Genomic DNA, 15,284 nt, shown 5'->3' on the forward strand with positions numbered 1-15,284 from the left:
TTCACATTATTTAACAATTTAGTGCTGTAACAATCAATTAATAAGTTTCATCTTAGCATAAACATCTGCTTAATGAAGCCAGCCTTAGTTGCGTTATTTTTAATATTCAATTTTTCTTCATATGCCCAGCAATTCAGCATTAGCGGTAAAATAACCAACCAGGAAGGTAAGCCCGTCCCCTTTGCATCCGTTTTTATAAAAAATACTACTATAGGAGTATCTGCCAACAGCGAAGGAACTTACTTGCTGCGTTTAAATGCCGGCATGCGGGAAATTCAATATAAAGCAGTTGGCTATGCCCAGCAAAGCAAAATTGTTGACCTTGCGGCTAACCAGGTTATCAACATCAGCCTGCAAACAGAAACTTACCAGCTTAAGGATGTTACTGTGCATGCAGGGGCTGAAGATCCAGCTTATGCAATTATGCGTAAGGCTATTAAAAAACGGAAAACCTATCTTAACGAAGTTAAAGCCTATACCTGCGATATCTACATCAAAGGCTTACAAAAACTATTGGCCGCCCCAAAAACTTTTATGGGTTTTGATGTGCAAAAAGCTACCAGTGAAGCCGGCCTTGATTCAAATCGCCGCGGGATAGTTTACCTTTCTGAGTCAGAGTCAAAATATAGCTTTATAAGGCCCGATAAGGTGCATGAGGAACAGGTGTCGTCAAAAGTGTCGGGCCGTAACCGGGCGTTTAGCTTTAACCGGGCATCGGATATGGCGGTTAATTTTTACCAGAACTATGAAACCTGGCGGGGCTTGAGCAACCGCCCGCTGGTATCGCCGGTAGCTGATAACGCCATGTTTTATTATAACTACAGGTACATAGGTACTTCGGTTGAAAATGGCGAAACTATTAACAAGATCCAGGTAAGCCCTAAACGGCTGCACGACCCATGTTTTGAGGGATATATTTATATTTTGGATGATAGCTGGCGCATTTACGGGCTGCAGCTTTACATTACCAAAAGGGCTAATATTAATTTTGTTGATACCCTTAAAATTAACCAGCAGTTTTTCCCTGTTAGCGAAAAGATTTGGATGACATCCTCTGTTAAATTTGAATTTACAGGAGGTTTGTTCGGATTTAAATTAGGAGGTTACTTTATTTCGATCTATAAAAACTACAACCTCGACCCTGCGCTGAACAAAGCCGATTTTAACGAAGTGCTCCGGATCACCAAAGGCATCAGCAAAGACTCAACTTATTGGAACCAGGCCCGGCCAATCCCGCTTACCGCCGAAGAGGTTACCGATTATACCAATAAAGATAAACTCGCCAAAAAACGGGAATCAAAAGAGTACCTCGACTCCCTGGATAAAGCCAACAATAAATTTAAACCGGTAAACCTGCTTTTCACCGGCATCAATACCCGCAATCGATACAAAAAAGAATATTTTCATTACGATCCAATCATCGGCTCCCTGCTTTATAACACAGTAGAAGGTTTGGCTTTTGATTACGGCGCATCATACAGCAAGTTGATTGATACCGTAAACAACCGCTATTTTATGCTGAATGGCAAAGTGCGGTATGGCTTTTCCAATCACCTGTTAAATGGCTCGGGAGGTGTTGCCTTACCAGTAATGCAGCGTTTTACATTGAGTTTAAGCGGAGGTTCGGATGTAGTCGATCTAAATAGCCAGGCGCCTATGTCAACCTTTGTGAATACGGTTCACAGTCTGCTTTCGCAACAAAACTTTAAAAAACTATATCAAAAGCAGTTTGCTTTGGCTTCACTTTCGGGCAGGATAACAGGAGGGCTGCGCGGCAGCGCCTCCGTTGAATGGGCTAACCGTAAGGCACTGTTAAATACAGCTTCATTTAGTGTATTTGATCCACACTCGCATCAGTTTACATCCAATAACCCGTTGGATCCTGATCATAATACGCTGTTGTTCGCCGAAAATCAGTCGCTCACCGTAAACCTGCAGGCCAGTTATGATTTCAGCAATAAATACGAAACCTATCCTTCGGGCAGGCGCTATCTGCCATCCAAATATCCAACCATCAGTTTAAACTACACTAAAGGTATCAGCAATGTATTAGGTTCGGATGTTAATTATGATAAAATCAGCGCCGAGATTTCAAAGGCAGATATTAGTATGGGTTTTTATGGCAGCAGCTCATTTTTTATAGGAGCCGGTAAATTCCTGAATGCTAAGAGCGTATTCTTCCCCGATTATTTCCACTTTGCAGGCAACGAGGTGCTTTCATACAAGCCGAGGTTAAACCGATTTCTCTTGCTGGATTACTACGATTTCAGTACGCCTGATAAATATCTTGAAGGGCATTTTGAACACAACTTTTCGGGTTTCATCACCAATAAGATCCCGCTGATTCGCAAGTTTAAACTACAGGAAATTGTCGATGTAAATTACTTTTATACGCCCACGCTTAAAAACTATACCGAACTGGGTTTTGGTTTACAATATCTTAATATCCGTTTGATGTATGGCGTATCATACAATGGAGGTACTGAGGCAAAATCGGCAATAAGGCTTGGGATAAGCTTGTAATATGCTAATTATTAATTGCACTTAATACGGTGTAGATATTAGTAATACTGTATATTTGGGTCATACTATTGTGCCTGAACATATCATTAACTTAAACCTTTTACTAAAAAGAGCTGCATTGCTGTTTAGTGTTATACTTTTAACTTTTGTTAAAGGGTACGCACAGCAGTTTTATGCCGCTACCGACCAGGGAATTTTACAACAGGTAACCATTACCCCTAATGGCCCGGTTTCAAAAAATGTTAACGGTTGCGGGTCGGGTTATTTTTCAATTGCGCTGTGGGGTAATAAGATCTATTATATCTATATTACCCAATTTTTCGCTGGATTGAATGTAGCCGATATAACCGGAGGTAATACACCCCAGGTAACTAATTGCCAGTATTTGGCGTCGATACCCCCTGTAAATTCAATGACAGTTGATAAGAACGGGATCCTGTACATGGCTGGTGGGAACTCGCTGTACAAACTCGATCCTAAAAATCCTGTGCTTGTTAACCTGGGAATTATGCCGTACGGGGCTTCAGGCGACCTCGTGTTTTATGACGACAAGCTATACATGGCAAGCTATAGTGGCATTGTTGAAGTCTCCCTCGATGATCCGTCTCAAAGTAAATTAGTAATACCTATTACAGACCGGTATATATTGGGTTTAACATCGGTAGTTTCCAATGGGGCTGTAAGGGTATACGCTATTGACGATCAAGGGGGAAGGTCGGAGCTTATCGAACTCGACCTGAAAAATATGCTATTAAAAGGTACGGCTGGTTCGCTGCCTTATTCCGTTTATGATGCTGGCAGTACTGTTGAAACAGGTGAAATACCGGTAATTACGCTTCAACGCATCGACGTAACCCGGGAGTGCAATGTGGTGAATAAAGGGCGGGCCGAAATTATTTGTGCCCCGCACGGAAATCAATACACTTACAAACTTAATACCGGAGAAAGTAACACAACGGGTTTTTTTGATAACCTGCTTCCTGGTAATTACCAGGTTACTATTACCTCAAATGGTGGTGAGGAGCCTAAAACATCTCCATTCACTATTCCTGATTTTTCACTACAAGACCCCGTTGTAACTTTTAATAAAACGGATCCGATTTGTGATATCGCGGGGTCGATTAAATTGGAAATAAACGCCGATAAAGCGTTGTACCGGATAAAATATAACAACGCGGTTTACCCCATTGACCATGTTTTCGCAGATTTAATCCCGGGTGTTTATCACTTTTCAATTATAACACCAAACGGCTGTTTGCTTTACGAAAAAGATTGTACCCTCGTACAGGAAGTATGTCCGCCAATTGTTGTAAATGATATTGTCATCAAACCCGAATGCGACTTTTACGGCGAAGCAAATGTTACCGTGCTCACAGCAGCTCATCCGGATAATTATACATATAGCTTAAACGGTATAAGCAACACTACCGGCGTTTTTAACAGGATGCTACCGGGTACCTATCAATTAGTAATCATTTCATCTGGCGGATCCCAGGCTGAAAAACAAGTTACCGTACCCGATTTTACTTTGACCAAACCCTATGTATCATATACCGCTAAAAACGCGATTTGTACGTTAGCGGGGCAGATAAAGTTTAACACCTATGTAGAAGGGGTAGCTATCGGCGCTATCAAGCATGGCGGCCAAAGTTATACACCCGATGAAACAATAAGGGGCCTCAGCGCCGGCACCAACCACTTTGTCCTGCTGGATAAGCAGGGTTGCATCATTACGGAATTGGATATTATGATAACGCAGGATTCATGTGAGCCGGTTACGTTTTTTAACACTTTTACACCCAACGGCGATGGCGTAAACGACTTATTCAGGCCTAATCAAAGCAGTAATCCCATAGCGTATAAACTCAAGGTTTTTAACCGCCTGGGCCAGCGGTTATTTGAGTCGGAAAGTATATATGATGGTTGGAATGGCAATTATAACGGGAAACCTGTGCCTACAGGTGTTTACTACTGGTTGTGCAACTATACCATGGGCGATGGACAGGTTGAGGTTAAAAAAGGGTATGTAACCTTGCTGAGGTAGCTTAAATGTGTTTGTTTACAATAGGCGAGCTAAATGACCGGCTTAGCCTGTTTTTCCATGATCAGTGTTGCTGTAAATGGATATTATAACCGGGGCAAAAAAATCAGCGAAATCAACGTCATCAAATTCAAACCAACGGTTTAACTTTGCCACATGATCAAGAATATCTTCGCTTGCTTAATAATCATGCTTGTGGCTTTTGGCTGTACTAAAAAAATGTGCCGCATTACACCATATCAAGGGTTACCAAATCAGATACAGCCACCCAGTTAACCGTTAAAATAGATGGCAGGCTTAAATGGGGCGAACTGCTGAGTATCACCTCACAAATTAAAGCCGACAGTGCTAAGCTGAGCAACCTGCAGCTTAACTTTTTGCTTCCTGGTCATAATGATAAAAGTACCGGTGCTAATACCTTTTACGCCGTAGCCCGCTATCCGCAAGGAGATAAAGTTACCATGCAGGATACCACTAAAGATGCTGATGGCAATACCGTTAGGCTAAACATACTTGGCCTGTCGCCCGAAAAAGCAAAATACCTGCTTGGTTTAAGCCCCGCCGACCTTGACGGGAAAAATATCATAGGCAGGTTTATTGATGATAATAACCATACTGTTATTATTCCGTTTACTGATATGGCAGGCGGTAAAAAAGAAACTTATATTATTGAGCTTGATACCACGGGCACAGTAGTATCCCGTACCATTCCCCTCATGGATAACCGGGATGGTGTTGAAAAGCTGCATGTTAGCCAGGCTGGCGACTATATTACCATAAAAGACAGTGTGCTTACCCAATACGCCGCTCATGACATGGGTTTGCCTTATAATAGTATTAAAGCCGGTATTTAATTGCTGGTTTGTAAATATGCCAAAATCACCACAGGCTTAATTTCGTCTTGAAAAATCAGGGATAAGCGGTTAAATCATTCACTTGTTTAAGATTATACCGATATATTTATAGTGTTAAAAATATTGTAAATATATGAACCGAAATTTTATCAAAATTTTTGCATTAGGCGTGGCCGCGGTTTTTAGCGCCGGCATTGCTAATGCCCAGGTGAGGTTGCCGGAAGGCTACTTCCTTAAAACATTGCCAAACGGCCTGGATGTGCTGGTGATTGAAAACAGCAAAGTACCTTTAACCACCATTGAAATAGCTGTTAAAAACGGCGCTTATACCGAAGGCCCGGAGTTCAGCGGTTTGTCGCACCTGTTTGAGCACATGTTTTTCAAAGCCAATAAAGATTATCCAACCCAGGAGAAGTTTTTGAAACGTACGCAGGAGCTCGGCGCTATCTGGAATGGCACCACCAATACCGAGCGCGTAAATTACTACTTCACTTTTGACAGGGACAGCCTTAAAGCGGGTTTAAAGTTCATGAACGCGGCTATCCGTTTCCCAATTTACCGCGAGGAGGATATGAAAAAAGAGCGCCCGGTGGTTGACGGTGAATTTCAGCGTGCCGAAAGTGATCCGGGTTTCCAGCTTTGGTATGGCATGCAGCAAAAGCTTTGGGGTGATCTCATTACCCGCAAAAACCCTATCGGAGTGCATGAAGTGATCAACACGGCTACGCCCGAAAAAATGATGATCATTAAGGATAAATATTATTTCCCTAATAATAGCTTGCTGACTATTTGCGGCGATGTTAAGCATGATAATGCCTTTGCCCTGGCCGAAAGCATTTTTGGCGACTGGGCCAACAGCGGTTTCGATCCGCAAACCAAATTTCCTATCCCCGCATTTAAGCCTTTAACCAAACCTGAGTATTTTGTTAAGGAAGCAACCATTGCACAAACACCTTATATGGAGTTTACCTGGCAGGGGCCTTCATATCCAACGGATTCAGCTTCAACTGTTGCTGCCGATGTGTTTTCGACCATTGTGGGCTTAAACTCATCAAAATTGCAGCAGGCATTGGTTGATAAAGGTTTGGCCAGCGGTGTTTACGTAAATTATACTACCAGCCGTTATGTAGGCCCTATTGATATTTTCGTGGTGCCTAACCCTAACAAGCTTAAAGAATGCTATACCGAGTTAATGAACCAGGTAAGCATGTGGAATAAGGACGACTATTTTACCGACGAACAAATGGCCACTGCTAAAGCTATCCTGCACCGGAACGATATTCATGCTAAAGAAAAGCCGTCATCATTGCCAAGTCAGATCAGCTACCAGTGGTGCAGCACCTCGTTTAACTTTTATACCGACCTGGATGCCAACTACCAAAAGGTTACCCGTGCCGATATTAAAAAATACCTGGATACTTACGTAATTGGCAAGCCCTACGCTGCCGGGTTGATCATAGCGCCTGAGTTAAATAAAACAGTAAACGCGGCTTCATTTTTTGCAGCCAAGTAATTTAAAACTACCTCATTATGATGAAAAAATATATAATTGCCCTGCTGGTAGCAGCGGCTATAGGAAATACCGCTAAGGCGCAAAAACAGGCCTATGAAACCACGGTAGATGGCGTAAAGGTTATAGTACAGCCAAGCGGCAACGATATTGTTGAAGTGCAAACCATTATAAAAGGCGGTGTGCAAAACTACCCGGCTACAAAGGCAGGTATCGAATCACTGGCGATGAGCGCCCTTACCGAGTGCGGTACTTTAAAGCACGATAAAAACAGCTTTAAAGATGAACTTGATAAGGTAAGCGCCACTGTTTACGGCAGCAGCAACAAAAACTACTCGGTAGTGCGCATGAACTGTATTAAGGGCGACTTTGACGTGGTTTGGCCTTTATACGTTGAGGCTATAACCCAGCCTAAGTTTGACGAAAAAGAGTTTGCCCGCATTAAACAGGATGCCATCAATAATATTAAACAGGAAGATTCACAGCCTGATAATGCCATTGATAAATATGCCGATAAGGTTGCCTTTGCCGGCACCAACTATGCCAAAGACCCGAGTGGAACCGTAGCTATTGTTACAGCCCTAACCCCTGCCGAAACAAAGGCTTATTATCAGTCCATACTGACCAAATCCCGCATGGTAATTGTTGTGGTTGCCGATCTTGACCAGGCTGCTATTGAAGCTAAAGTAAAGGGTATGCTGAGCGGTATTAAACAAGGGCCGGCTTTCGCGTTTAAAAAATCAACTTTCAGAGCCGACAAAAACAGCATCAATGTTGAAAAACGTGATTTGGCTACCAATTATGTGGAAGGTATCGCCAGTGGTCCTGCCGCCGGTACGCCCGATTTTAACGCTTTTAATGTAGCCATGCGCATCTTCTCGAACATGCACTTTTTAGAGGTACGTACCAATAACGGTTTGTCATATGCCCCACAGGCCTGGTTTAGCGCGGGTCAAACCTCAACTGCCAAGTTCTCTGTTTCAACAACCGAGCCTGATAAATACATAGCTGTGTTTGATAAGCTGGTTGATAAAATTAAACGCGAAGGTTTTAAACCCGAAGATGTAGCCGATATGAAGGTTACTTACCTTACCGGTTTTTACTATAAAAACGAAACCAACAGCGCCCAGGCATCATCAATAGCAGCAAATGAAGTATTACATGATAACTGGAAACGTTCATTAACCCTGGTTGATGATGTAAAGAAACTCACTCCCGATGATGTGAGCAACGCATTCCGTAAGTATATCAACAATATTGTATGGGTATACCAGGGCGATCCTAAAAAAGTAAACCAATTGCTGTACATTAACGGTACACTGCATAAAGGAGATAATCCGGTGATGCACTAATTTAGGTAAAAGGTTAAAGGCGAAAGGTTAAAGGTAGCTGCATCTGTGCTCATCTTTAACCTTTCGCCTTTTTTGTTTTTGGCCTTTCGCCTTTCAGCTTTTACCTTTCACCTCATCCTCCGGCAGCACCGCTTTTTTCCTGGTTTTAGTCCAGCCGGCCCCTTTAGGTCTGGTGGGTATGGTATCGCCCAGGAGTTTGCCCCATGGTTTGAGGGTGTCAATCCTGTCGAAGATGATTTTGAGGACTGCTACAAATGGAATGGAAAGGAACATGCCCGATAAGCCCCAAAGTAAATTGCCTAACAACACAACCACAATGGAGATAAGCGCGTTGATCTGCACTTTTGATGATACAATGCGCGGTACCAGGATATTATTATCAATAAACTGGATAACAAGATAAGCTATGATCACCCCTAACTGCGTTGTGTAACCATCTTTGGTAACCGTAGCCATCAGTACAGGAAGAGAGATGGCTATAATGCCGCCCAGGTAGGGCAGCAGGTTAAGGATAGCGCCTATTACACCTATCAGGATGCCATACTTAACACCGAGTAATATCAGGGCCAGCGAATTCATGGCAGCAACTATTACCATCTCAATCAATAAACCCTGGATATAGCTTTGGATGGCCGATTTGGTTTCTTTCAAAACATCGGCAACCTGTTTGGAGTTTTCTTCAGAAAATACTTCGTAAATAAAATTGAGGAGCAGGGTTTTGTAAAACAATACCAGGAAAACATATACGGGTACCACAAATATCAACCCAAACGTGCTTAACACATTGCCAAGTGTGCGGCCTACCAGCGCCTGGCTGTTATCCATAGCGTCTTTGATAAGCTTATCCTGCTTTTGAACAGAGTAGTTGAAAGTGGCGGCTACCCAGTCTTTAAAGGTGACGAACATTTCACCAAACTTCTTTTTAAGCGTGGGCAGCGAATCTCCAAACTGAATGATCTGGGTAGAAAGAAAATAGAACAACCCTGTCAGTAAAATAGCGCCAAGCAGCATAGCCAGGCATATAGACAAAATTTTGGGCGCTTTATGTTCCTGCAGCCAGTTGCTAACAGGGTTAAGCAAAATGGCAATAAAAGCCGAAAAGGCAAGCGGGATCATCACATCTGCCAGTTGGGCAAACACGTAAACCAATAATATCAATCCAAAAAGTATAACAGTACTTTTAAGGTAAAAGGGGTATTCTTTAACAGCAGGCATAGACGCAGGATTTTACACTGAAAGGAACAAGACAAACAATTGTTTGCTTCGCCGATAATTAGCCGGGGGATGCTGATCGGGTTGGTGTAGTGTGCGTCCGTTTTGTGAACGAAATAGCCTGTCGGGAATTGCAAAAAAGCCTGCACGGTTAATGCAGGCTTTGGACATATTATAATGACTTGTTAATCTATTAACCCTACTAACTCAATACATTCCGCCAGCTAACCAAATCGCCGATGATCTTGTCCAACTGATCGGCAGGAACGCGTTCCTGGGCCATGCTGTCGCGGTGGCGGATAGTTACGGTGTTATCTTCTAAGGTTTGATGATCTACCGTAATGCAGAATGGCGTGCCGATAGCATCCTGCCTGCGGTAACGTTTACCGATAGCATCTTTCTCTTCGTACTGGATATTGAAGTCGAGTTTTAGTTTATCCATGATTTCGCGTGCTTTTTCGGGCAGGCCATCTTTTTTGGTAAGCGGGAAAATAGCGGCTTTAACCGGTGCCAGGCAAGGGGGCAGGTGTAACACCGTGCGACTGTCCTGCTTATCTTCGGTGCTTAGGTCTTCCTCTTCGTAAGCGTTGATCATGGTAAGTAGGAACATCCTGTCTAAACCGATAGAAGTTTCAATTACATAAGGCACGTAATTACCATACGGCTTTCCTGTTTTAGGATCAACTTCAGGGTCAAAGTATTGAAGCTTTTTGCCGGAGAATTTCTCGTGCTGACTTAAATCGAAATTGGTACGGCTGTGGATCCCTTCAACCTCTTTAAATCCAAACGGAAACTCAAACTCAATGTCATAAGCAGCATCAGCGTAGTGGGCCAGCTTGGTGTGCTCATGGTAACGGTATTTGGCAGCATCGGTCCCCAAAGCAAGGTGCCATTTTAGGCGGGCTGCCTTCCACTGGTCGAACCATTCTTTTTGTGTGCCGGGGCGAACAAAAAACTGCATTTCCATTTGTTCAAACTCGCGCATGCGGATAATGAACTGACGGGCAATCACTTCATTACGGAAAGCCTTACCAATTTGCGCAATACCGAAAGGTATTTTCATCCTGCCCGATTTTTGTACGTTAAGGTAGTTTACAAAGATGCCCTGCGCGGTTTCCGGGCGAAGGTAAATGGTATCAGCATCGTCAGCAACAGCCCCCATCTGGGTGCTGAACATCAGGTTAAATTGGCGTACATCTGTCCAGTTGCGGGTACCGCTTACCGGGCAGGCAATTTCATGCTCAATGATCAGATCGCGCAGCCGGGTCAGGTCTTCGGCTTTCAGGGCCTCATCCATGTCATGCTGTAGTTGTTCAGCTTTATCGGTTTTGCCTTCGCTGTCGTATTTAGCTATCTTGTCTTCCAGCAATTGGTCGGCGCGGTAGCGTTTTTTGGAGTCTTTGTTGTCGATCATTGGGTCGCTGAAGCCATCAACGTGACCGCTTGCTTTCCAGATCTTAGGGTGCATAAATATGGCCGAATCAATGCCTACAATGTTATCATTCATTTGTACCATGGCTTTCCACCAGTAGGTTTTGATGTTGTTTTTGAGTTCGGCGCCATTTTGGCCATAATCATAAACTGCGCTTAAGCCATCATAAATCTCGCTGGAAGGGAAAACAAAGCCATATTCCTTGGCGTGCGATATAACATTTTTAAAAAGTTCGTCGGTTGATTTGCTCATAATAGCTGCAAAGATAATTTTTGATTTCGGATTTGGGAATTTCGATTTCGGATTTACTTTGAGACAGGTGTTACCTAAAAACGTCGTTTTCTTAAAAGCTGCTGCTAATAAAACCTTATTTGGCCGTACTTTCTTTCCTGAACCTGTGTTGAGAAAGCATTCATAACTATACAAACCAGTCCAGTAAACCGGATTGCATTCATTGTTTGTTATCAAACGATGCGTTAAGGGTTGTTAATTTTGAGAACCCTTACCTCCATGTATTCCGCATATTCAGTCAGCCATTTCTCATAATTTGTAAACCATCTACAATTATTGTCAATAGTTATAAACTATTGGCTGTTTTGCATTATTATTGTGTTAAGCCTACGATACCGATCACAAATGGAACAAATCGTAAAAATACTTTCCGCAAAATATGTTACCCACAATGTGAGGCAATTCAGGCTTGAAAAACCTGCCGGTTACAGCTTTATACCGGGTCAGGCTACTGAATTATCTATCAATATTGAAGGTTGGCGGGATGAAACACGCCCTTTCACCTTTACCTGCCTTAACGACGATGATTACCTTGAGTTTACTATAAAAACCTATACCGACCATGATGGTGTTACCAACAGGCTAAGCAAGGTCAATGAAGGTGATGAGCTTATCATTCGTGATGTTTGGGGCGCTATTGAATATAAAGGTGCCGGTTACTTTATTGCAGGTGGTGCGGGTATTACCCCTTTTTTGGCTATACTAAGGCAATTAAATAAAGATGGTTCAATAGCCGGTAATAAGCTTTTCTTTTCCAATAAAACTGATAAGGATATCATTTTGAGGGATGAACTGAAAAGCATCCTTGGTGCAAATGCGCACTTTACTATTACCGGCCAAAAGGACAGTATGTATGATCAGCGGCGCATAGATGCCGAATTTCTGAAAGCTGAAATAAAAGATTTCTCAAAGCATTTTTATATATGTGGCCCTGACGCGATGGTTACTGAGCTCAGTGACATATTAGGGCAACTCGGAGCCAATAGTGACTCCGTGGTATTTGAAAGGTAGTTTATGCGGAGACGCATCACGTGCGGTCTTCTATGCTTTGTCTTGCATGTTATCCCTGCATATTACAGACACATGTGGTGCGCCTCTGCAAAACACCTTTTATTAAGCAGCATTGTAAAGCTGTAAAGTCGTCCTTCCGTCAAGGGGAATCACACTTCGGCGGACGAAAGCAGACAGATTTTATCAGCTACGGAATGTAATACGTTTTTTACAAACTACATGTTGCCCAATCGCGGCAAAAAATTGTCAGAATGACATTCATATGAATTTTATTGAGCTCGTGGTACTAACAATCTCCTAAGGTTGTGCTATAAATTGCTATCCTGCCTGTTTGCTGCTAACTCTGTTCACCCAGACGGACGGACACATCCGGATGTTTCCTTCAATAAGGCGTTTAATTATACCCTTTTCAAATATGTTTGCAAAAACAAATACATTTGTATAAAACACACTGGTAATTAAATTATGCCAACAAATAACGAGGAGCGCCCGAGAGTTTATTTAAATAAGGTACATCTTAAAGGATATAAATCTATTGAGGATGTAACCATCGATTTTCAAAAGGGGTTGAATATACTGATTGGGAAGAATGGAGCGGGGAAATCGAATTTTTTGGAGATGATTAACTTAGCTATTGGTTTTAAACGAAATGTAAAACTTCCGTTTAGATCTTCAAGGTTGGAATATAAATCCATTGATGATCATAATTTCGCTGTTGAACTTGAACGTGAGGTTCCAGCCAAAACAGAAGAAGGATATTTGGTTGATGGAACGGGTGTTTTAGAAACTTTCAGTTTCGATAATGACATCCTATTCGATAATTCAAAAAATGAATCTATACGATTTTATTATGGCGGAAAGCGAATCTATTACAGAAACGTCCCACACTTATTATATCAATTAGGATATAGTTTCTACAATAACCTGTATCTTAAATTTGATTTGCCGACGGAACTTGGGTGTATCGAATCTCCAGGTGTGATCAATATTGTGGAAGTAGATAAAGATTATTGGGAGTGGGAGTTTCCTAAAACGTTAAGATTCTTAGATGATGTTTTTTTTGCTTTTGAGTTGCAATACGGAACAGATAATACTTCACTAAGGGAAATTACTTCATTGGACATTACTGAAAAATTAAAAATCAACGATAATATAATTTATAACTTAAAGCTTTTTACTCCAATTGAAGATGTTAGGGTGAATAATAACATCAATATATATCATCTGGAGAGTACAGTAGTAGTCGAAAATGTTAAGCTTGATTTTAAAATAAATGGAAATTGGCTTCCTTGGTCACAATTATCAGATGGTACAAGGCGTTTGTTTTACATAGTTTCAGAAATAACTAATACTCAAGCCTTAGTATTACTCGAAGAGCCCGAACTTGGTGTACACCCTCACCAATTCCATCTGTTGATGAATTTCCTGAAAGAGCAATCAGAACATAAACAAATAATCATATCTACGCATGCGCCAAAAGCTTTAGATCATCTTAATCTTGATGAGCTAAATAGTATCGTTCTTGTTAATTATGATCAAAAGAATGGTACGCAGCTAAGGCATCTTACCGATGATGAGCAAGCTAAGGCTCAGGAATATGCCAAAGAAGTTGGTTATGTAAGCGATTACTGGATGTATTCAGATTTAGAAGAATGATAAAAGTGGGGCTTGTTGGGGAAGATCCGAATGACACCTCATCTATAAAAAATCTGTTAGAGCAACGCTATAATGGCAAGGTTCAGTTTAAAGAGTTGACTAAAAACTCTACCGGAGCCAATTTGGATTCGTTAGGTAAATTTAAAAGGGTACTTAAAAAGAAGTTTGACGATTCTAATTGTTCATTTATAGTTTATGTAAGAGATTTGGATGAGTTAGAATCGCATAAAGAAAAACTCTCCGAAAGGATTAAATGGTTCAAAGATTTAAATGATCATGTCAACAGCGATGGTATTCTTATGCTCAATATCTGGGAACTTGAAGCGTTAATACTTGGCGATATTGAAACGTTTAATAAAATGTATAATGTTAGTCATAAACCAGGTAATCCTATGTTTGTAAGAGATCCAAAAAAGGTGCTAATAGATATAACATCCAAAAATAGAAAGCAATTTAAAGAGTCTCACTGCCCCGATATCTTCAAGCAATTAAGTATTGATAAAGTAGAGAGAAACTGCAGCTGCTTTAAAAAATTCATCGCTGAGTTTAATGAAAAACTAAATTAATAGCATTTCCTGTCCACCTTCTCGTCCATCAACATTGTGTTACACCTAAACGGACGGACGTACACCAAATTCTCAAATCTCCCGTCTCAAATCTCATATCTAAAGCATATTTTTACAGCCATGAGTATCAGTGTCGAGGCATTAACAAAGGTTTACGGCGTACAAAAAGCTGTTGATGGCATTAGCTTTACTGCCCAGCCCGGTGTACTGGGCTTTTTAGGCCCTAATGGCGCAGGTAAATCAACAACCATGAAAATCCTTACCGGCTTTATTCCGCAAACATCGGGTACGGCATCGGTATGTGGGTTTGATGTAGCCAAACAGCCGCTTGAGGTTAAGCGCCGCATCGGCTACCTGCCCGAAAGCAACCCGCTGTATACGGATATGTATGTGAAGGAGTCGTTGGGCTTTGTTGCCGGCATCCATAAAATTCATGAGCCTGCCAAACGTATTGCTGATATTATTGAGCAAACAGGCCTCGGCCCCGAGCAGCATAAAAAGATAGGGCAGCTTTCAAAAGGTTACCGCCAAAGGGTAGGCTTGGCACAGGCTATGCTGCATAACCCTGAAGTGCTGATACTGGATGAGCCAACTTCCGGCCTCGATCCAAACCAACTGATAGGGATCCGCCAGTTAATCCTCGACCTTGGTAAAACCAAAACCATCGTACTTTCAACCCACATTATGCAGGAAGTAGAGGCCGTGTGCAGCCAGGTGATTATCATTAATAAAGGAACTATCGTAGCCAATGATACCCTCCAGCAACTCCGGAAAAACAACGGCGGCAAATCGCTAGAGGAGGTGTTTATCAGTCTTACCAACAATTAAGGTTGTGG

11 protein-coding genes are annotated in these 15,284 nt (G+C 42.0%); 9 read left to right on the forward strand and 2 right to left on the reverse strand.

The window, feature by feature from the left end:
• The first annotated feature begins 72 nt into the window (after positions 1-72).
• From ACRQ5D_RS13485 to ACRQ5D_RS13505, 5 genes are all read left to right on the forward strand, one after another.
• Positions 73-2,523 carry a DUF5686 and carboxypeptidase regulatory-like domain-containing protein gene (locus ACRQ5D_RS13485; RefSeq protein ID WP_091173781.1) on the forward strand — a complete coding sequence of 817 codons (2,451 nt, stop codon included), beginning with the start codon at positions 73-75 and terminating at the stop codon, positions 2,521-2,523.
• A gap of 70 nt (positions 2,524-2,593) precedes the next feature.
• On the forward strand, positions 2,594-4,567 hold the full coding sequence (locus tag ACRQ5D_RS13490; protein WP_091173778.1) for a gliding motility-associated C-terminal domain-containing protein: 1,974 nt from the start codon (positions 2,594-2,596) through the stop codon (positions 4,565-4,567).
• 218 nt (positions 4,568-4,785) lie between these two features.
• Complete coding sequence (locus tag ACRQ5D_RS13495; protein WP_431199803.1) at positions 4,786-5,418, forward strand: hypothetical protein; 633 nt, start codon at positions 4,786-4,788, stop codon at positions 5,416-5,418.
• Between the two features lie 133 nt (positions 5,419-5,551).
• Positions 5,552-6,931: a M16 family metallopeptidase gene (locus tag ACRQ5D_RS13500; RefSeq protein WP_091173772.1), complete on the forward strand. Its 1,380-nt coding sequence runs from the start codon at positions 5,552-5,554 to the stop codon at positions 6,929-6,931.
• Positions 6,932-6,948: 17 nt separating this feature from the next.
• Positions 6,949-8,280 carry a M16 family metallopeptidase gene (locus ACRQ5D_RS13505; protein ID WP_091173768.1) on the forward strand — a complete coding sequence of 444 codons (1,332 nt, stop codon included), beginning with the start codon at positions 6,949-6,951 and terminating at the stop codon, positions 8,278-8,280.
• Positions 8,281-8,373: 93 nt separating this feature from the next.
• Here ACRQ5D_RS13505 and ACRQ5D_RS13510 read toward each other — a convergent pair whose 3' ends face one another.
• Together ACRQ5D_RS13510 and ACRQ5D_RS13515 are read right to left on the reverse strand one after the other, a co-directional pair.
• Positions 8,374-9,495 (reverse strand): AI-2E family transporter, encoded by a 1,122-nt coding sequence (locus ACRQ5D_RS13510; protein WP_091173764.1) that lies wholly within the window; start codon positions 9,493-9,495, stop codon positions 8,374-8,376.
• 199 nt (positions 9,496-9,694) lie between these two features.
• Positions 9,695-11,176, reverse strand: coding sequence for a glycine--tRNA ligase (locus ACRQ5D_RS13515; protein WP_091173759.1), 1,482 nt, complete (start codon positions 11,174-11,176; stop codon positions 9,695-9,697).
• Positions 11,177-11,560: 384 nt separating this feature from the next.
• On the opposite strand from ACRQ5D_RS13515, the gene ACRQ5D_RS13520 reads away from it, so the two are divergent.
• From ACRQ5D_RS13520 to ACRQ5D_RS13535, 4 genes are all read left to right on the forward strand, one after another.
• A complete protein-coding gene (locus tag ACRQ5D_RS13520; protein WP_091173756.1) occupies positions 11,561-12,226 on the forward strand; it encodes an FAD-binding oxidoreductase in 666 nt (221 codons plus the stop codon).
• Positions 12,227-12,691: 465 nt separating this feature from the next.
• A complete protein-coding gene (locus tag ACRQ5D_RS13525; RefSeq protein WP_091173752.1) occupies positions 12,692-13,882 on the forward strand; it encodes an AAA family ATPase in 1,191 nt (396 codons plus the stop codon).
• On the forward strand, positions 13,879-14,448 hold the full coding sequence (locus ACRQ5D_RS13530; protein WP_091173748.1) for a DUF4276 family protein: 570 nt from the start codon (positions 13,879-13,881) through the stop codon (positions 14,446-14,448). Before ACRQ5D_RS13525 ends, ACRQ5D_RS13530 begins: the two co-directional genes overlap by 4 nt.
• 120 nt (positions 14,449-14,568) lie before the next feature.
• On the forward strand, positions 14,569-15,276 hold the full coding sequence (locus ACRQ5D_RS13535; protein ID WP_091173745.1) for an ATP-binding cassette domain-containing protein: 708 nt from the start codon (positions 14,569-14,571) through the stop codon (positions 15,274-15,276).
• Positions 15,277-15,284: the final 8 nt, after the last annotated feature.

Source organism: Mucilaginibacter sp. P25 (assembly GCF_050859465.1).
GTDB classification, from domain to species: Bacteria; Bacteroidota; Bacteroidia; order Sphingobacteriales; family Sphingobacteriaceae; genus Mucilaginibacter; species Mucilaginibacter gossypii.